Here is a 19,657-nt window from a genome sequence, read left to right as displayed (position 1 = left end):
TTTAATGGAATAAAAGGAGAGCAAATATTAGGCCAAGATCAAGCAACTGTCTCTTGAGGGGCAATCTTCCTAGTTAATGGAATAGCGTAAATAATAAGTGCCTATAAAATACTGAAGTAGATACTTTCCAATTAACAATATGAATTTCCATCTCTTAAAGTCTAAATGGTATTAATTTCAACTCAAAATTAGATAGGTACTTTTCAACCATAATTTGGTAAAAGTTTACTTAATCGGACGAATAATCTGCATTTTCTCCAAATCTGAACCCCTGTTAACCTTGGTTGTTGTAAAAAGGTCTTCTGGCAAAGTAGTTGATTAATCTAAATGCTTAGGGGGAGGTATAACATGTTCATGCCTATTTACCTCTGAAAAAATAGAATGAATATTTATTTCTCTAGTGATATCTGGGGGCTGTTGACCCGTAGGAAATTTATTATGAATATAATCTAATATAACCTTAATATCTTCTTTAGTGGCATATTGGGCATACTCTTTTAGCACATACCCTAATTGTCCACTAGGTTCGATGGTTGCTGTTTTCACATCACTAATCCTAGAGATGCTATCTTGGCGTAACCGCATTTCTAATTGGTCAACGGTGATTCGCAATTTTTTTAGATTCTTTTCAATGATTTCTCCATTCTCTATAACATCTATTCCTTTTCCAGTTAAGAAGGTTTCGAACCTATCAAATTTGATCTGCAATCGTTCTATTGTTATTAAGACTAATACTAGTAATAATGCGATTAAAAAGGTTATCCAAATGTTTTTTTCGGTTACTGGCTGAATAATTAAATTCCCTATAGATATCATGAGGACTGTTTGTGCAACTGTCAGCTGAGAAATGGATTTTCTTCCAGCTAATCGCAAAATAAGAAACCCAACAATCACAATAAGTACCGCTTTCCAAATCCAATCTAAATCCAAGACAAGTGCCTCCTAATGTAACTTCTTACTAATTAGCCTAACAAATAAATGACAATTTATTCAAATCCCTCCGTAGTCATAACTATTTCCTTATATTATTTAGTGTCTCCATTGGTATGCATTTTTGCTTAGATCGTATTGTGTAACGTAAGATAAACTTGCTTCCGTCTTTTATTGCATAGTAAATTCAAAGTTATTCCATTAAAGTGCGCGAACCTGTTACAAGGATCAACGCTCATTTTTTATTAATCAGGGTGTAGAATATCGATTGTTGGAATTTATAGATTATGAAATAATTGGTATTAAGCAATTGGGCAGGTTAGCAGAATAAGGAGTTTTGTTTTTTGTGTAGAATAATCCATAAATAAATGGTTAATGTGGTTTTAATAATACATTTAACAATAAGGAGAATTTACCTTGGAATTTAAACTATTAGCCAAAAATGATTTAATTAAATGTACGGAAACATTTATTGAAGTATTTAATGATGAGCCTTGGAATGATGAATGGACATTCACAAAGGCTAAAAAATATTTACTGAGTTTTCACCAGACACCTGGATTCTTAGGTGTTTTAGCGGTAGAAAACGGCGAAATTCTCGGCTTTATCTTTGGTGTAAATAGAGTATGGTGGAGCGGAGATGAGTTTTTTATTAATGAAATGTGTGTAAAAACAAAATGTCAAAATAAGGGTATTGGAAGAGCGATGTTAAATCATTTAATAAAAGAGCTTCATAGCAGTAATATAAGTAGCATTACACTTCTCACAGATAGAGGTATACCTGCGGAAGAATTTTATAAGAAAAATGGTTTTGAAGAAATAGAAAGAATCATTTTCTTGCATAGGAACATCAAACTATAGTTATAGAGGTAGATGCATTTTTAATTGGTTAAGAAAAGACAGGTGTTAAAATTAAACAAACCAATTATCGATATAATAGCAGGGCGCGTTAGTTTAATAACACTACTCCGCAATCTGGGAGCGATTGTTGCATAGTGGATCACTTCTTACATAAGAATTGGGGAGGTTTGTGGAACAAGCATCATAAAGTATATGTTTTTAAGGGAGGGGTCAGCAATGCCATTTTTTGAAAGGGTTAAGAGATTGTCCAAAATATTGTTTGGCATAAGTGGTATATTTATATTCCTTATCATCATTAGCTATATGAACTATCCATACGAAGAAAATAACACTATACTGTATCGATGGGCGTGTCTAATTTTTTCGATATTCAGCCTAACTCTTGCCATTACACTAAAATTTATTATTAAGGATGCAAAGGATTATATTGATAGGGCTATAAATTTTAAAAGCTAATCAAAATCATACAAACTACCACTTGAATTTCAGTTAAATAGGGCGATTGCAGCATAGTAGGTCTTAAGGAAAAGCTATATAGGAGTGAGTTATATGGATAGGTTTTTATTTGTATTTGGTATTATCGTATTTTTCTTTAGTTTTATATTTTTTGTAATGAACTTTTTTTCTGATTATGAAGGTACCACAATGGTAGGTTCTTTATTAGTAATGCTTAATGCAGGTATAGCGATAGGTGTTTCAGAGATTTTATCAAGAACAAAAAAACTAACATAACATTCAATCTTTATTAAACAATCTAGGAGCAATTATTAAATAAGCGTCTACCAAAATATATAATTTTTAACTCAGTTCATTTTGAGCTGGGTTACTTTTGTATGTTACATACAAATTGTATTTTCTAAATACACAAACAATTAATCTAAATATTATGGTATTTTATATTAATATATACAATGAGGTTTTTCGATAAAAAGTGAGCATAAAACTCTAAAATAGAAAAAGGGGTTTATTCAAATGATTAACCCGTTTGATTGTATTACTGAATTTATTTTTGTGGAAACTGCAGTTTCTCCAGCAGATGTAATATTGGTGCCAGGTGCGAATCATCCTCCATTAATGGAGAAGGCTGCTGATTTGTTTAAACAAGGAATGGCTCCTTATGTACTTCCATCTGGGGGATATAAACGACATGTTGGAATGACTGAGTGGGAGTATTTACGAAACCTTGGCGTCGAAAATGGAATTCCTGAAGAGGCAATTCTACAAGAAGACAAGGCACAACATACATTACAAAACGCACGCTTTTCGTTAGAAGTTCTTAAAAATAATAATATAGTTCCAAGAAAAGCAATTGTGGTCTGTAAAGCAGGGCATGCTCGACGTTCTTTATTATGTTACCAAGCTGAATTTCCAAAAGATTGTGAGTTCATGGTCTCACATTGTGTGGATCGATATGGAATAACAAAGGAAAACTGGTTTTTATCAGAAGTGGGCATAAATCGGGTAATGAATGAAGTAATGAAAATTGGTACTTATTTTGGAGAGATCATTCCAAGGTCTAACATTATGAAACTATTAACAGAGAGAGGAGAGAATGGACAATGAAACAACTGATTGCCCTCGGCGGAGGAGGTTTTTCTATGGAGCCTGAGAACCCGTTATTAGATAGATATATCCTTCATCAATCAAACAAGACCACACCTAAAATATGTTTCATTCCTACCGCCAGCGGTGACGCAAATAATTATATTGCTAGGTTTTATCAGTTTTTTGAGAAGCAGGAGTGTGAACCTTCCCATCTTTCTCTTTTTAACCCCCCTACGAGAGACTTTGAAACCTTTCTATTAGAAAAAGATATCATATATGTCGGTGGAGGCAATACTCGAAATCTATTAATATTGTGGAGAGAATGGGGACTAGACGTCATTCTTAAAAAGGCATATGACAAAGGTGTCTTGCTGGCTGGTATAAGTGCAGGTTCTATATGTTGGTTTGAAGAAGGTGTGACGGACTCTTTTGGTGATGAATTGGAGTCTATTCCGTGCTTAGGTTTTTTGGAAGGTAGCAATTGTCCTCATTATGATGGGGAGATAAAAAGGAGACCATCCTATCAAGAAATGGTGGCAAACAAAAGCATTATTCCAGGTATCGCAACCGATGATGGTGTGGCTCTCCATTACGTGGACAACAAACTTGAGAATATTGTTAGTTCAAGGCCAGGTGCAAAAGCATATAAAGTTTTTTTCGATAAAATGTTGATTGAAAAAGAGCTTCTAACAAGATACATTGGGTAAAGGGGAGTATATCGTGGTTAAGAAGCTAAATTGGGTAGGAAGCAAGAAGCATTTTGTGGATGAAATCAGTGTAATGACAGTAGGAGAAAAAGTTGTTCTCGGTCGTTTTGGCGGGAATTCCACTGCAGGACAATATAAAAACGAGGATGGTTGTTTAATCTGGTGTGATGATAAACAAGATTAGGAATTTGTAATTTTACTAGATGCCCATTTTACAGCAGAAAGTGCCGATTTGGTTATTACAACCATTGAGAAAAACGAATCAAAGTTTTTGGATATTTTTACTTTGCCAGTCAAAAGTTTATTTACAAGCTTGAATGCCTTGATTTTGGATGTCTTTCAAAGCAAATGTTTTATTAAGGAATGTGAAAATGTTCAGGGAGAGACAGCCTGCTTGTTTGCATTTCGTAAAGACAAATACTTATGGTGGTTCTCAATAGGAGACTGCTTGCTACTGCTGCGTCAACCTGAATTGGAGCGTTTAGGTGAATACCAACAGAACCATCGCAATTTTTATGAATGGGTGGGTAAAGAAAGTACGTTCAACAAGGAAGTTCCTTGTTATAGCTCTGGTGTGAAGGAACTGCGAACTGGGGAAAATCATATTTTCATGACCACTGACGGGTTAGTGGAATGCCCAAATACTTCATATAGCAACCCAAAAAATATTTTCCGCATGTTTCAAGGTGTCGTAACAAATGTGAACGGAGTTATGAAACTGCTTGATGATATTCAATTAAAAAACGGTAGGGATAGTACAACAATAATTTCTTGGATAATACCTAACGATCAAGTGGCAACCATTCCAAGTGATTTAAAATAATACTAAAAAGGTAGGTACTTCATAAATGTCCTTTCATATTAGAGTAAGGGCGGGCGCTTTAATCATACAGGACGCCTCAATTTTATTGATTGAATTTAATGATAAAAATGGATTGCATTATAATTTGCCTGCTGGTGGCACAGAGCCAGGAGAGACGGTAATAGAAGCTGTAAAAAGAGAAGCAAAAGAGGAAGCATCCATAGATGTGGAAGTCGGTTCTCTAGCATTTGTTTATGAATATGCCCCTCACCTAAATAACAACAAGTATGGTAACACGCACTCCTTGGGGTTAATGTTTGAATGTAACATAAAAGTAGGCTGTATTCCAAGAATGCCGGCGAAACCAGACCCTAATCAGACAGGAGTGAAATGGATTCCTTTAACCGAATTGGATAAAGTGCTTCTATATCCCAATATGAAGGAACACATTCTTGCTTATGTAAAGAATAGACGCAACCTTGAAATCATAGAAGAACATCATTTGGAAGAGTACATAATTACGTAACAGTAAGGTGAGATGAGAAATGAACTTAAAACAAAAAGCCATAGAAATGGTATCTATATACAAAACAAACGGAAAGGTAGATGCCATCCTCAACTTGGTGGAATTACATAGATCCGAAATTAATATAGAACAACAAAAGCAAGATATTAGCTATATAAAGTAAGGGGAATCGGTTTAGGAATGGGTGCATGGTTATGATAGAGAAGAAAAGAATGTGGCTGTGGTCAATTTTAATTTTAATTTTATTTTTAGGTATTTCTTCACCAGTAATAGGATGGCTGCTTAAGCCTGCAACAACACTTGATGTGTTGATTGTGGATAAAACGGTTCCAGATGATTCTTATAGGGAACATTTAGGGCTTACTTGGTTACTTAATCAGCAAAAAATATACAAAACTGACGGAAGTAAATACAAGTTGCATGCAGATTACGTTGGATATGATCCTGTAAGTAATGCGTCTAAAGTTAGATCTTATCCTGAAGATAAGGCGCATGATGTCATCTATATAGCAGATGGTTACGGAGTTTATGAAGAGGATATTACAACAGGTAATGCACAAGGGCAACGATCCGAACTGATATACGGTGGCATGACGACAGAAGATGTGGACTATATAAGAGATGCTGTATTTACCAATGGTACAACCTTGATTGGAGAGTTTAACACATTTGGAAGTCCTACGCCTCAAGAGGTAAAAGAGTCATTTTACCAACTGTATAATTTAGAATGGTCTGGCTGGATAGGGAGATTCTTTACAGAGCTTGAAGGGTCGGAAGTTCCTGTCTGGGCAAAAAAGAATTATCTTGAGCAGTACGGGAAAGAGTGGGATTTTAGTGGTAAAGGGATGGTATTCGTTCATGATAGCGATCAGCTCTTAGTCTTGACAGAGGAAGATATGAAAGAACAACATGTCATGTTTGAATTTACGCAAAATGGCAAAGAACACTTCAATATTCAAGAAAGAGCAGCCTATCATTATTGGTTTGATATTATCGTGCCCAAAGATGATAATGAAGTGCTTGCATCCTTCTCCCTTTCTTTGACAAACGAAGCAGAAGAAAAGTTAAAAGAAAATGGGATTCCTGTCAAATTTCCAGCCGTCATACATCATGTAAACCCTACTTATGATAGCTACTATTTCTCAGGTGATTTCGCTGATCAAGCAGACCTTCCATCTCTTTATCAGGCAAAAGGATTTACGGGCCTGAAGAAATGGCAAACAAGGAATAAAGATGATCTCAAATCTTTCTATTGGAGAGTGTATCATCCCATGATGAGTGAAATTTTGCGTCAGCCAAAAAACAAGAGTACTGCAATAACAGAATTAAATACGAATTTTGTAGGTGATTCTTATATTCCTGGCAAAGCAGGCCAAGATTATCTACAAATTCAAAAGAACGGGAAATGGGAAGATTTTCTGATTAAAGGGGTTAACATGGGAATAGCAAAACCAGGTACGTGGCCTGGTGAAACAGCTATAACGAAGCAAGAGTACTACCGATGGTTCGAGCAGATTGGCGACATGAATGCTAATGCTATACGTATTTATACGATTCATCCCCCGCACTTTTATGAGGCTTTGGCTGAATACAATGGTAGGGCAAAGGAACCCATCTATCTATTTCATGGCATTTGGATAAATGAAGAGGTTTTCCTTGAAACAAATGATGCTTTTGCACAGGAAAATGTCAAAGATTTTAAAGAAGAAATCCAAAAAACAGTGGATTTAATTCATGGAAATGCAGTTCTAGAAGAACGTCCTGGTCATGCCCATGGAAATTACACGGCAGACGTTTCACCCTATGTGCTCGGGTGGGTCCTCGGGGTAGAGTGGGATCCAAATGTAGTACTAAATACAAATAGGAAACATTCAGGTATGTCTGAGTACAATGGAGACTTCCTCTTCACACAAGGCGCTCAGCCATTTGAAGTATGGCTTGCAGGAATGATGGAGTATACAATTGCTTATGAACAAGAGATCTATCAATGGCAGAGACCAATGAGCTTCACGAACTGGGTGACAACCGATTTACTAGCTCATCCATCCGAACCGTCAGAACAGGAAGACCTGGTCAGCGTCAATCCCAACTTAATTTTTGCCAAGGATGGCTTTAAAGCTGGTTTGTTCGCTTCCTACCACATCTATCCTTATTACCCAGACTTCCTTAATTTTGAAAAGAGGTATGTGGAATATATTGACCACCGGGGTAAGAAGAACAATTATGCGGGGTATTTACAGCATATGAAAGAAGCACACAGCATGCCGTTATTAGTTGCTGAGTTTGGCATTCCATCTTCAAGAGGGAATACTCATAATAATATTTACGGTTGGAACCAGGGCGGTCATACCGAAAAAGAACAGGGTGAAATATTAGCACATCTCTTTGAAGATATTGTAGAAGAAAAAATGGCAGGTGGATTAATCTTTTCATGGCATGACGAATGGTTCAAACGGACTTGGAATACGATGGATTTTGATAACCCGGACCAGCGACCTTACTGGAAAAACGTCCAGACAAATGAGCAGATGTTTGGAATGCTGACATTTGAACCCGGCCAAGCACAAAAAATAGTTATCGACGGAAAAGAAGAAGATTGGAAAGCTTTAGACCAAGAAACAGTGTACAGCCCTTCTTCCATTATAAAAGAGATACAAGTAACACATGATGAAGGGTTTTTATATGTAAAGTTGAAGGCGAATAATTTTAAAGACCATGAAATGTCTTTATTGTTTAATATAATGAATAACCAGGGGCAGTCAAAGGTGGTACCTGGGTCTGATTATATTACGGAAGGCATAGATTTCCTTCTTCATGTAGAGAATGGAAAAAAAGCTAGAATGCTTGTAGATAGTTATTATGACAGTTTCTACTACATGTATGGCCATAAGCTAGCTATGGTAGAGAAACAGGAGTATGCAGACAAAAAAGATAATGGAATTTTTCATCCGATCAGGTTAACGTTAAACAAAGAATTAACGTATAAAAATGAGAAGGGTGAGAACCAAATTGTTCCATTTGACAGCTATGAAACTGGTGTTTTTCGTTCTGGAAACTCCAATCCCAACGAGGAAAACTTCGACTCTTTAACAGATTTTAATTTAAATGAGGAGGAAGGCTTGTTAGAAGTTCGTATTCCATGGGCGTTGCTCCATGTAAAGGATCCAGGCCAACGAGAAGTGATGGGAGATATGTGGGCAGAGAATGGATTGAATAGCAGTGCAAGGATTGATGGAATTCGAATAGGTGCAATTGCTGTATCCAATTCTGATGGAAAAGTAGTAGACAGTTTACCAAAAACAGTAAATGGAAAGAGCAGGCACGAGGATTACTTTTTATATGCATGGGATCAATGGGAAATGCCCACTTATCATGAACGCTTGAAACAGTCTTACTATAGAATTCAGAAACTGTTTTCTGAAGTGGAAGAATAGGTAACACAGTTACTACGCAATAAATAGGAGTGGAGGATGCAAGTATGCCTCCACTTCTTTAGATTCTAGATTTTATTGGTTTGGAGGATTACTGATGAAGTTCTCAATGAAGAAGACATTGACCACAAAGTGGTAGAAGAATGTGAGGAACAATCTGAAATTAGAGTGTACTTTAAAGACACAGAAGAGAACGTCATTGAATTTTACACGAGAGATATGAAACTAGATTACATAAATAGAAAAAAAGGTGATACAACAAGTGATCACCATTCAAGGTAGATAGCAACCATTGGGGCTGCGATGGCTAAAAAAGAAAGAATAATGAAAAATACCTTTCGTCCTTTTAGAGTGGAAAAGTATAGCTGAACGAGAAGAAAATAAGTAATACTAGAAATTAGAAGAAACAGTACAAATTTGTATAGTTGATCACCTTTTATAACAGCCTTTTCAGTTTGATAGATTCCCAAGTTGGGATCTATGGTCAATGGGTTAGTTATTGCCATGATTATCATGCCTAGAAAAATAAAGAGCCCTAATATGTTTAATAATTTTTTCATGGATATTTCCTTTTTTTCATCGTTGCCTCCTAAGTAAGGTTGTGACAATGTATATACGTATGCAGAAAGGAAAAGTTTCACATATAAATCAAAGAAACAACCCGATCTCATCAATCTAAAGGAGAAACACTTATGGAAACAAAAGAAACACTGCAAAATGAACTAAAATTAATAGAGAAATGGGAAAAAGATCAAAAGGGGCTATGGTTATGGGAGCGGATTGGCCGTATTCCCTTTAAACTGCTTGATAGAGTTACCCCAAGATTTATTCAAGGGAAGATAGGAAGCCTTCTTGATGAACTGGGGAGCTTTATTCAAAATGGAGGTAGTTATCTTTCGAGCGAGAAAAGTGTCTTCCATTATTTTGAGAAAAAAACGCGCAAAACGATTACGAGTCTTAAAGATTTTCAAGATGTACCTGTAGTTGAAATGAAAGAAGCTTCTCTTTCATTAGGAAATACCCGTAAAAATGCAGCTACCATTCAAGGAGCAAGTACAGGTATCGGGGGGATTTTCACGTTAGTAATTGATATTCCTGCAATCTTGGCTATTTCTCTTAAAACATTACAGGAAATTGCGATTCTGCATGGCTATGATCCAAAAGAAAAAACGGAGAGGATATTTATCTTGAAATGCTTACAATTTACATCAGCAGATATTGTTGGGAAGCAGGCAATTCTAAATGAACTGGCTGATTTTTCGAATGAAGCAATGAAATCAAAAGAGGTATTCTCCCAACTCCAAGGTTGGAGAGAAGTAACCGTGACATTCACAGAGTCCTTTGGTTGGAAAAAGCTTTTCCAATTGGTACCGGTTGCCGGAGTTCTTTTTGGAGCATTCGCCAACCGCACGATGGTGAGCGATCTGACAGAAGCTGGAACAATGCTTTATCAGAAAAGAAGAATTATGGAAAGAGTAGAACGTTTAGAGGTTCAAAGCGAGAAAATAAAAGAGTTGTAAGCAGTTTTAGTGAAATTTCTAAAGCCTACGGATTTAATCGATAAAGGTGGTGCGCATTGATTCAACCCCTTTGATAGTTTTTCTAAATTCATGGTAGAAAGATGAAATATATGTTAAAAAACAATAAGCTCTAATGATGGAAGCATGCTAAAATAGAAAAAAATGTCTTAATGGAACAAAGGGGAGAGAAAATTGAAAGGTCATAAATTAACTTCGGAAGAGATAGTCGCTTCCCCTGAGAAATTACAACTATTATATCGACGAACACTTTTTATTGTCGTTCTATCACAAGTATTCGGTGGGGCAGGTCTAGCAGCTGGTATTACAGTAGGGGCATTGCTTGCTCAAGATATGCTCGGGACAGATGCATATTCTGGTGTTCCTGTTGCTTTATTGACACTTGGTTCAGCTGGAGCGGCTTATTTGATTGGACGTGTGTCACAACGGTTTGGACGAAGGGTTGGATTGGCAGGCGGTTTTTTAACCGGAGGAATTAGTGCTCTAGGTGTGGTGCTTGCAGCTGTTATCGACAATGTGTGGGTACTGTTTTTCTCCCTACTATTCTATGGAGCAGGTACGGCATCCAATCTTCAAGCAAGATATGCCGGGACAGACCTGGCATCTGCCAAACAACGAGGGAAAGCAATTAGTATTGCACTAGTTTCGACTACCTTTGGGGCAGTAGCGGGACCCAATTTAGTAGGTGTGATGGGTGATTTTGCAGTTTCTGTAGGTGTCCCGTCATTAGCAGGACCATTTATTCTAGGAGCGGCTTCCTTTATTTTAGCCGGATTGGTATTACTTATTTTCATGAAACCTGACCCTTTAATGGTCTCTAAAGCATTGGAAAATAAAAAACGGATGGATGCGGAGAACCTCCCTTTAACTGTTCCAAAAAAGAATAACATAGGAATCATCGTCGGTGGCTCTGTAATGGTGTTGACTCAGATGGTGATGGTGGCTATCATGACGATGACACCAATTCATATGGGGCATCATGGTCACGGCCTGGATGCTATTGGTCTTGTAATTGGGATTCATATTGGTGCCATGTATCTACCTTCATTAGTTACCGGGGTTCTGGTTGATAAGGTCGGACGTACCGCTATGGCTTTAGCAGCTGGTGTAACATTACTCCTAGCGGGAATCGTTGCGGCGACTGCTCCTGGTGATAATTTATTCGTATTAATTTTGGCATTGGCACTACTCGGATTAGGTTGGAACTTCGGCTTGATAAGTGGCACGGCAACAATCGTAGATGCCACAACGCCTATAACGCGCGCAAAGGTCCAAGGTTCCATGGATGTACTGGTCGCATTGTCTGGAGCTACAGGTGGCATGATGTCAGGTATGATAGTAGCACAAACTAGTTATGCCATGCTTTCTATAGGTGGTGGTCTCTTATCTCTCCTTTTATTGCCTTTAATCTTATGGGCTAGTAGAGAAAATCAACTAAATAAACAGGTGAAAAATAAAAGAACGGCGTAAGCAGAATAAAGACTGCTTACACCGTTTTTTATTTTTTCGCTTTTTCCTTTTCTATTTCCTCAGACACAACAAAAGCTAAGTCATCATTCCCAAACATAGCTAATACCCCTAATACCGTATCGTTTGAAATATCCCCGGCCTCTTCTTTAGACACTGTTAATTCCAATGCTTGAGCAAGTGCAGGATTATTTGCTTGATTAGGATATGCCTTTGTATAGAGAGTAAATGGATCTAAGTTATGGTTAACACACCATTGTGCAAAAACCAATATCATCATATTTTCCTCTTTTTGGTAGTTATGTATAATTGCTTGTTCCAATTCTTTTTTATCCATTATCTAATTTCTCCTTAGTTTCTTGTAAACTTATTATATAGGATAAACGCCAATGAACCAACATCCACTCTTGAAGCATCACATTAATTATAGTAACAGTTCTTTTCACCTATAAAAAATAGATGGTAAAGAGAAAGGTATCATCGTATATTTAATCTAGATGTGTGAAAATTTCGAATGGGATTTGAGGAGAATGTATGATAAAAACCAAGCAGTTGGCACAATTAATGGAAGAAAATAGTTATCAAGCTGCACTCCAACTTTTTATAAGTACGTTTACCGAATATACGAAAAAACCCAGTTTATCAGCATTCCGCGAAATCCTAGCGCCTACAGATGAGGAACTGAGGCCGATTTTACAGGTGATGGACCTTGCTCTGATGGATGATGTTTCTGGGACACTGATAAGAGCAAATTATCGAAAAAAGAAAACAGTAACATCCACGATATGGTATTGCGAGGAACTTATTGATCAAGGGGAATATATCAAAGCAGAGGAAATGTTATTACCCTTGTTACAAGAAGACGTGACAAAAAAAGAAGAAGAAAAAATTGTCTATAACCTGGCTATTGCTTGTATCCGAATGCGCCGTTATCAAGCTGCTCATAACTATATGGAGAAATGTGAAGAACTGACTCCAAATTCAATGAAAACACGCTGGGGTTACTACTATCTCCAAAAAGGTGAGTGGGAGGAAGGAGTAAAGCAACTCCTTGAAGGATTGCAGGATAAGAAAGAAGGTGCCTACGCCTTTGGAATGTTGATCAGGCATCATATGCTTCAAGGGAATTGGCAGGAGGCAAAAACGTATATCGACCGTGCAATTCTTCAATATCCTGATTTTCCGAGGCTGCAAATGGAAAAGTTGCGTTATCTTTATAAAACACAAGAATGGTCCGAACTGAGGGAGGCAGTGAAGGAGCTTCAAGAAATTACTCCTTTTCATAGCTTTCAGACAGTCACCAGTTTGTGGGTGGCAGAGAGCTTGTACCATCAATATGAAATTTCCGCTTTGCGAGATTTTCTTCAGAAAAATGATACGATAGCAACCCAGTCCCATTTTAGACATCTTCCAGAAACAGTGAAAAGTGAATGCATTGTAATGAAGAAATATAAACCGACCCTTCAAAAAAGCAACTACTGTGTCCCAGCAACTCTTGAGATGGTGTTTAGCATGTATGACCAACATGTTTCACAGGAGGTAGTGGCTGAGTCTATCTTTACTGTTTCAGGTTCTAGTATCTCTAAAGCAATTACCTTCTTAGAGGAGAGGGGATTTTGTTGTAGATATTTTTATAGCAATGTGAAGCTCATCAAACAGATGTTACACTCAGACATCTCGGTCATTATGAGCTTAGAGTATCCTACCTCTTCCCATGTACAGGTCGTGGTTGGGTATGATGATAATCTGCAATGCCTGATCATTCAGGACCCGAACTTGACAGATGTTGTCTATGTGGAATATGAAAAATTCCAGGAAGAATTCAGCAATAGCCAAGCGTTGGCGATTGCAGTCGTTCCATCATATCAGACAGCTTCTCTCCATTTTTTAGACAAAAAAGAACATGATATTGCTGCAAGAACACAAGTGCTCGGAGAAAACTGTAATGAGGACTTTTCAGAAGAGGATAAAATTTTTGTTACTGAAAACATAACAGACGTAATGGTCGCTTCAAGTTACTTGAAATTCCTAGCAAAACAGGATGACGAAGAAGTACTTTCACTAGCTGCAGATGCAGTTGAACAGTCCTATTTTGAGAAAGAATATAAATACCTTATTATTTCAATGGCATATGTCCGCTTGAAAAAATGGGAGAAGGCACAGGAATACCTTGCAAATGTAAAACCTCATTATTATCAATCTGCTTACTGGTATTTAAAAGGAAGAATCCATTACGAGAAGAACGAGCATGAAGAGGCGGCACGCTGCTTCCGAGAAGGCATTACTTTTGAAGCAGATGACTTTGTTCTCTGGTCCTACTTAGCGCTTTCCACTTCCTTCCGAGGACTGGATGAACAGGCTCTAAGTTACTCGTCCATTGCAATGGATATTAACGATCTGGATACATTTATCAGAATCAACCATGGAATGATTCTGTTTGATAATAAGTTTTTTATAGAGGCGAGAGAACAATTCAGTTCTATCTTGAAGGAAGAAAAGTCGCATGGTCATGCTTGGTTTGAAAGAGCAAGATGTGACAAGGAACTAGAACGGTACCGTCATGCAGAAAGGGGATTCCGAACAGCGATTTCACTCGATCCAGAAATAGCCGTACCATATCGTGATCTTGCCCAGTTGTATGAATTTGTCTATATGAAACCCGAGAAAGTGGAATCTCTTTTACAGACCGGATTAAAAGAAACCGACGAAGCAATTCTCTTACTTCTTGAACTTGGTGACTTCTATGAGCGCCAGAAAGAGTATGAGAATGCAAGAGTACTATACTTACGAGCAACAGAGAAATACCCGGAAGATCCTGCTGGTTGGGTAAATCTTGGTCATTTATTAAAAGAAGAAGAGAATTTCAGTGACGCGTACGCATGGCTAAATGAGCACTATGAGAGATTTCAAGATGACAGTGAGTATCTCGTTAATGCAGGAAAATATATGTGGGAAGCCGCACTGGCAATGGATGCGCCGCCAGGACATTTAGAACAGGCATTGTCTTTATTGGAAAAAGGTATAAATTGCGCACCTACAAACGTGGAAGATGCTTTGGAACTCTATGTCAATCTGATTGAAGAGACTCCTTATAATGCTAGAGGAATCTCGTTTTTGCAAAATAAACACGAAGAAGATGTGGAAAATTATCTCTATCCTTCCTATATGGGTTGTCTTTATGAGGGTAAAGGGTTTTTGTATCAAGCGAAGGAATGTTATGAATTGGGTCTTTCCAAAGCTTACAAACTACTTCCTCTATACCGTCTTGGGGAAATTTTGGTTAAGCTAGGGGAAGATAAGGAAGCAAGAAAATGTTACAAAATGGTCCTTGAACTTGATTCGACTCATGTTCAGGCCCACCTTAATATTGCCGATATCTGTCAGAGACTAAACCATAAGGTACAAGAGCTTTTTCATATTCGTAAAGCTTTTGCTCTTAACCCGTATGCGGTAAATATCGAGTATTTAGCCTCTCTTTTAAAGGAAAATGAACTATTGGACCTGAAAGAGAAATTAGGTAGTCTTCTAAATGAAAAAAACGCTTCTTTTGTTTATGACAGCCTTGGATATGTATATGGAGCGTTGGGAGACTATGGGGCTGAAGAGGAGTATGTTTCAAAAGCCCTTGCTCTAGAACCAGAGGAGATCCCTCTTCTTATGCATCGAATACAAATCATCTTGCGAAAGAAGAAATTTGCAGAAGCCAAGAAAGCAATTCTACCATTACTATGTAAGGACATCGAAAATCGCAATTTGTATGAGCTGTTTGTAGAAATTCATGTCCGTGCAGGTTCTATGCTAACTTTGGAAAAAGTCGTAAACCGACTTAAACTTTCTGACCATGAAAAGAGTAAAGTCAGCATGTACACAGCAGTGGCCTTTGACAAAGTGCTTATAGCCAGAAGGGATAACGAAGAGTACGATTTGTCTGAACGAAATTGGTTTAAGAAGCTAAAGAATTTTGGAAAAGCAAGTATGGACTTCGGTGTTCTGATCAGCCTTTATGAAAATGCGCTCAAGCTTGATAGGGAAAATGTCACAGCGGTTTTCTGGATGGCAGATGTTTATCTACAACTTGATATGAAAACGGACGCCATCAAATCCTACGAGAAATTCTTAAAGTACCATTGGGAATCTGATGTAGCCTATCAGCTAACCTCCACCATCCTGGAGTTACTTGATGAAGAAGCGCCAGAGAAGAAACATCAACAATATTTATTGCAAGCAAAAGAGCTGGTGGAAAGATGCCTGTCAGAAGAAGAAGCTTCAAGGTATCTGTCACAGTATGGTTATGTGCTCAAGCTTCTTGGTGATAGTGAGAGAGCAGAATCAGTCTATCGACAAGTAATCAAACTTGAATCAGAGGACCCTGCTTCATACTATCAGTTGGCTCTCCTTTACAGAGAAACCAACCGCGTTACAGAAGCGAAGGAAACAATATGGAAAGCACTAGAACTTGCTCCGGACGATACGCAGATCATGAATGAAGCTAGTATAGCCTTAAGGTTAAATGGGGAATTCCATGCAGCATTAGAATTAGTGGATAAGGCGTTAAAAATTGATTCTGATGATGCTATGCTACTATACAATCGGGCGTGCTATTTGTCACTTTTAGGTGAATTCGAGGAATCAGCTGCTCACTTGGCTGACTTATTCGAAGCAGATGAGGACGGGATATTCATTGAAATGTCGTTGGATGATGAAGATTTGAAACCAATAAAGGAAGCAGGAATGTTCCCTTTAGAAGTGTCAGAGCAATAGTTCAGAGCAAACAGGGGCAATGCACATGGTGCTTGTTCCTGTTTTGTTTACATGCTACTATCATTAAAATAAATGTAATTTGTATTGGAGGAACATGATGGAGCATTCAAGGAAAGTAATAGTATACATCGCACAAAGTGTAGACGGGTATATAGCAAAAAAAGACGATGATATTGGCTGGCTTTCCATGGTGGATACCCCTGGTGAAGATTATGGGTACGTTGCTTTTGTTGAAAGTGTGGACACAGTTATCATGGGTAGAAGAACGTATGAGAAAGTATTGTCTTTTGGTGTAGAATTTCCCCACAAAGAAAGAAAAACCTATGTTCTATCTAATTCACAAAAAGGTTCAGATAACCATGTTGAATACTACTCTGGTGATGTAAAAGAATTAATCGATAACATCCGCTCAACAGATGGAGGACATCTATTTGTTGATGGAGGAGCGGAAGTAATAAAAGAGTTCGCCAGTCAAGACCTAATTGACGAGTATGTCATATCCACCATACCCATCCTAATTGGGAATGGCATTAGATTATTTAAAGAAACCGAACAAGAAAATAAGCTGAAGCTTTTGGAAAGTAAGTCATTCTCATCAGGACTTGTTCAAAATAGATACTTAGTGATAAGAGACGAAGATAAGCAGGTGTAACTCTATTTGGAGTGCACCTGCTTTTGTATTTCGGTTGGATTAATAGAGGTTCTATCGTTAATGTGTCGGCTTCGACAGTTGAACTGTCTGATTCTACATTTCCCAAGTATAGTTGTACCTTTAGACTTAAAATTTCTACAATTTATGTTTAGAGGATAGATTTACGTGGAAGTTGGAAGTCGGGTGTAACTCTATGGAAGAGTACACCTGCTTTTTAAATCCCCGGTGGAAAAAAGGAGCTTTGACCATTAAAGCGTTGGCTTCGACCGTTAAACTGTCACCTTCTACATTTCCCGGATATCACTTTCTACATTTCCCAGACAAACTTGGACCTTTAAACTCAAAGCTTCTACAATTTTGCATGGACTGTTGCAAAATTGTGAGAGATAATAAGTAATATATGGTAGTTATTGGAGGTAAAGGGAAATTATGAAATTCACCATCATCAAAGTTCTTGCATTTCTATGTCCTGTATTAATCTTGTATTTATTATTGTGGCCTGTTTCGATTGACCCTGTTGCATGGGAATCTCCTAAATCTATGGGATACATTGGTGCTTACGAAAAAAATAATAGATTAGAAGGAATGGAATTTCTTTCAATTGGAAAATTTGAAAAGCCGGAGCATATCGTCTATCGTGAAGGTTGGTTGTACGCAGCCACAAAAACTGGTGCAATCATTCGTGTACGAGAGGATGGTACAGGATTACAGGAAATCGCTAATACGAATGGCAGACCTTTAGGCTTTGATTTTGATAGTGAAGGGTCACTCATAGTTGCTGACCCCCTTTATGGTAATCATGGGGGATTACTTAAAATAAGCAACTATGAAGAAGGTGATCCAGAAATTCATCTATTAACAGACACCGTTGAAGAAAAACCCATAAACTTTATTGACGCAGTAGTAGTTTCTAATAGTGGAATCATTTATTTTACTGATGCTTCTCAAAAAACAAAGGCGAAAGAGATCGGTGATGTTGGACGGGCGGGAGAAATAGATATTCTCGAAAATAGCACTACAGGAAGAGTATTGGAGTATAATCCGTCGACGAAGCAAACTAGAGTTCTGATGAAAGATATTAGTTTTGCAAACGGATTAGCATTAAGTATGGACGAAAAATATCTCCTAATAATTGAAACGGGAAGATACCGCGTCTGGAAATTAAATCTAGAATCAGATCAAACATTAAGTACAAAGGATAAAAGTGAATTTTTAGAAGTTCTAATAGATAACCTACCTGGACTACCGGATAATATGATGCGTGGAAATGACGACAGAATCTGGATTGGATTAATCATGCCGAGAAATGATTTTCTAGAATTTAGTTCTGATAAGCCCATATTAAGGAAAATGGCAATGCGTCTTCCAGCTAAGATGTTGCCTAAAGGGGCAGGATACTCGCACGTTATCGCAATTAACGAATCAGGCGAAGTAGTAGAAGATATGCAAAGTGATTCCATTCCATATACGAATATCACTGGAGTAACGGAGACAGTGGATGCCCTGTATTTCCACCAACTTAATGAAATGAATGCCATCGGATTATTAAAAAAAGTAGATTTAGAATTTTAAAAGAAAGGTGTTAAATATGTATTTTAATAAATTCATAGGGATAGAGAAAGAAGAAAACAAACATGTAAAAGTTAGGGAAGCGGTCAGGGCTATTGTTATTCGGGATGGCCATATCTTGATGCTTCACTCCAACAAAGGTGATTTCAAATTTCCTGGTGGGGGTGTCGAAGCTGGAGAAACCCATAGGGAAGCACTTATCCGAGAAGTGTTAGAGGAAACGGGTTATGTGGATACGGTTGTAGGAGGAAAATTTGGTATGTATATGGAAAGGAGAGAGGACGTTTTCAATCAAGGTATTCTTTTTGAAATGAAGTCCCATTATTACCTATGTAAATGCATGGGAGAAACCGTTGCTCAACAATTAGAGGGGTATGAGATAGAACAGGGTTTTACCGCTAAATGGATTACGATAGAAGAAGCTATTTCACAAAACGAGCGTGCACAAAAACTAAGTGGGTATAACGGATGGATTGAGCGGGAGAAATACGCCTTACATAAAATTTTGCAGTTTACCAATAAGATATTAGAAAGGGAGATACGACAATGACCTACGTCATCAGGCACGGTCAGACAGATTTTAATAAAGAGGGAAAAATGCAAGGGAGAAAGGTACTGCCTTTAAACGAAAAAGGTTTGCTTCAGGCGAATGTGCTAAATGAAAAATTACAAGATGTTGAGTTTCATTATGTGTTTTCTTCCCCTCAAAAAAGGTCAATACAAACTGCCGAAATTATATCTGGATTCAAATCCAACATTGATGATCGCCTTGATGTATTTAATCTTGGAGAGGCAGAGGATTGAAAAAAAGAAGAGGTGATTTTTAAGCAGCCACTGAAAAACTGATAACGTAAAGTTTTCATTGATT

Annotated in this window: 20 protein-coding genes; 17 read left to right on the top strand and 3 right to left on the bottom strand. The window is 37.6% G+C overall.

Features of this window, described 5'->3' with window-relative positions; translation table 11 throughout:
* Positions 1 to 318: 318 nt before the first annotated feature.
* Positions 319 to 930, bottom strand: a complete 612-nt coding sequence (locus AAV98_RS19160) for a DUF421 domain-containing protein (RefSeq protein ID WP_060667120.1) — start codon at positions 928 to 930, stop codon at positions 319 to 321.
* A 417-nt stretch (positions 931 to 1,347) separates the two neighbouring features.
* Here AAV98_RS19160 and AAV98_RS19155 point away from each other — a divergent pair, with 417 nt between their 5' ends.
* The 10 genes from AAV98_RS19155 to AAV98_RS19115 all read left to right on the top strand — a co-directional run bounded on the left by AAV98_RS19155 (position 1,348) and on the right by AAV98_RS19115 (position 9,084).
* Positions 1,348 to 1,791, top strand: a complete 444-nt coding sequence (locus AAV98_RS19155; RefSeq protein ID WP_060667119.1) for a GNAT family N-acetyltransferase — start codon at positions 1,348 to 1,350, stop codon at positions 1,789 to 1,791.
* Positions 1,792 to 2,340: 549 nt separating this feature from the next.
* On the top strand, positions 2,341 to 2,523 hold the full coding sequence (locus tag AAV98_RS19145) for a hypothetical protein (RefSeq protein ID WP_060667117.1): 183 nt from the start codon (positions 2,341 to 2,343) through the stop codon (positions 2,521 to 2,523).
* A gap of 240 nt (positions 2,524 to 2,763) precedes the next feature.
* Positions 2,764 to 3,354 carry a YdcF family protein gene (locus tag AAV98_RS19140; protein ID WP_060667116.1) on the top strand — a complete coding sequence of 197 codons (591 nt, stop codon included), beginning with the start codon at positions 2,764 to 2,766 and terminating at the stop codon, positions 3,352 to 3,354.
* The gene (locus AAV98_RS19135) at positions 3,351 to 4,043 is read left to right on the top strand and encodes a Type 1 glutamine amidotransferase-like domain-containing protein (protein WP_060667115.1); all 693 of its coding nucleotides are present in this window, start codon (positions 3,351 to 3,353) and stop codon (positions 4,041 to 4,043) included. Before AAV98_RS19140 ends, AAV98_RS19135 begins: the two co-directional genes overlap by 4 nt.
* Before the next feature lie 13 nt (positions 4,044 to 4,056).
* Entirely contained in the window at positions 4,057 to 4,227 is a 171-nt protein-coding gene (locus AAV98_RS20880; protein WP_331456882.1) for a hypothetical protein, read from the top strand.
* A gap of 48 nt (positions 4,228 to 4,275) precedes the next feature.
* Positions 4,276 to 4,866, top strand: a complete 591-nt coding sequence (locus AAV98_RS19130) for a protein phosphatase 2C domain-containing protein (RefSeq protein WP_331456881.1) — start codon at positions 4,276 to 4,278, stop codon at positions 4,864 to 4,866.
* A gap of 25 nt (positions 4,867 to 4,891) precedes the next feature.
* Positions 4,892 to 5,371, top strand: a complete 480-nt coding sequence (locus AAV98_RS19125; protein ID WP_060667114.1) for an NUDIX domain-containing protein — start codon at positions 4,892 to 4,894, stop codon at positions 5,369 to 5,371.
* Positions 5,372 to 5,390: 19 nt separating this feature from the next.
* Complete coding sequence (locus tag AAV98_RS20420; RefSeq protein WP_156317865.1) at positions 5,391 to 5,534, top strand: hypothetical protein; 144 nt, start codon at positions 5,391 to 5,393, stop codon at positions 5,532 to 5,534.
* A gap of 31 nt (positions 5,535 to 5,565) precedes the next feature.
* Positions 5,566 to 8,805, top strand: coding sequence for a hypothetical protein (locus tag AAV98_RS19120; RefSeq protein WP_060667121.1), 3,240 nt, complete (start codon positions 5,566 to 5,568; stop codon positions 8,803 to 8,805).
* 75 nt (positions 8,806 to 8,880) lie between these two features.
* Entirely contained in the window at positions 8,881 to 9,084 is a 204-nt protein-coding gene (locus tag AAV98_RS19115; protein WP_060667113.1) for a hypothetical protein, read from the top strand.
* Here the strand turns inward: AAV98_RS19115 and AAV98_RS19110 are convergent.
* On the bottom strand, positions 9,069 to 9,362 hold the full coding sequence (locus AAV98_RS19110) for a hypothetical protein (RefSeq protein ID WP_060667112.1): 294 nt from the start codon (positions 9,360 to 9,362) through the stop codon (positions 9,069 to 9,071). The two genes, AAV98_RS19115 and AAV98_RS19110, sit on opposite strands and share 16 nt — an antisense overlap.
* A 132-nt stretch (positions 9,363 to 9,494) precedes the next feature.
* Between AAV98_RS19110 and AAV98_RS19105 the strand changes: the two genes are divergently transcribed.
* Together AAV98_RS19105 and AAV98_RS19100 are read left to right on the top strand one after the other, a co-directional pair.
* Complete coding sequence (locus AAV98_RS19105) at positions 9,495 to 10,322, top strand: EcsC family protein (protein WP_060667111.1); 828 nt, start codon at positions 9,495 to 9,497, stop codon at positions 10,320 to 10,322.
* A 192-nt stretch (positions 10,323 to 10,514) separates the two neighbouring features.
* Positions 10,515 to 11,810 carry an MFS transporter gene (locus AAV98_RS19100; RefSeq protein ID WP_060667110.1) on the top strand — a complete coding sequence of 432 codons (1,296 nt, stop codon included), beginning with the start codon at positions 10,515 to 10,517 and terminating at the stop codon, positions 11,808 to 11,810.
* Positions 11,811 to 11,838: 28 nt separating this feature from the next.
* Here AAV98_RS19100 and AAV98_RS19095 read toward each other — a convergent pair whose 3' ends face one another.
* Entirely contained in the window at positions 11,839 to 12,144 is a 306-nt protein-coding gene (locus AAV98_RS19095; protein ID WP_060667109.1) for a hypothetical protein, read from the bottom strand.
* A 197-nt stretch (positions 12,145 to 12,341) separates the two neighbouring features.
* Here AAV98_RS19095 and AAV98_RS19090 point away from each other — a divergent pair, with 197 nt between their 5' ends.
* The 5 genes from AAV98_RS19090 to AAV98_RS19070 all read left to right on the top strand — a co-directional run bounded on the left by AAV98_RS19090 (position 12,342) and on the right by AAV98_RS19070 (position 19,593).
* Entirely contained in the window at positions 12,342 to 16,568 is a 4,227-nt protein-coding gene (locus AAV98_RS19090; RefSeq protein ID WP_060667108.1) for a tetratricopeptide repeat protein, read from the top strand.
* 94 nt (positions 16,569 to 16,662) lie between these two features.
* Positions 16,663 to 17,220, top strand: a complete 558-nt coding sequence (locus tag AAV98_RS19085; RefSeq protein ID WP_197284338.1) for a dihydrofolate reductase family protein — start codon at positions 16,663 to 16,665, stop codon at positions 17,218 to 17,220.
* A gap of 429 nt (positions 17,221 to 17,649) precedes the next feature.
* Positions 17,650 to 18,792, top strand: coding sequence for an SMP-30/gluconolactonase/LRE family protein (locus AAV98_RS19080; RefSeq protein ID WP_060667106.1), 1,143 nt, complete (start codon positions 17,650 to 17,652; stop codon positions 18,790 to 18,792).
* Between the two features lie 16 nt (positions 18,793 to 18,808).
* On the top strand, positions 18,809 to 19,339 hold the full coding sequence (locus tag AAV98_RS19075) for an NUDIX hydrolase (RefSeq protein WP_060667105.1): 531 nt from the start codon (positions 18,809 to 18,811) through the stop codon (positions 19,337 to 19,339).
* On the top strand, positions 19,336 to 19,593 hold the full coding sequence (locus AAV98_RS19070; protein ID WP_060667104.1) for a histidine phosphatase family protein: 258 nt from the start codon (positions 19,336 to 19,338) through the stop codon (positions 19,591 to 19,593). The genes AAV98_RS19075 and AAV98_RS19070 overlap by 4 nt, the downstream gene beginning before the upstream one ends.
* Positions 19,594 to 19,657 lie beyond the last annotated feature (64 nt).

Source organism: Bacillus sp. CHD6a, from assembly GCF_001293645.1.
In the GTDB taxonomy this organism is placed as follows: Bacteria; Bacillota; Bacilli; order Bacillales; family Bacillaceae_I; genus Sutcliffiella_A.
This window is presented reverse-complemented; position numbering and strand designations above follow the sequence as displayed.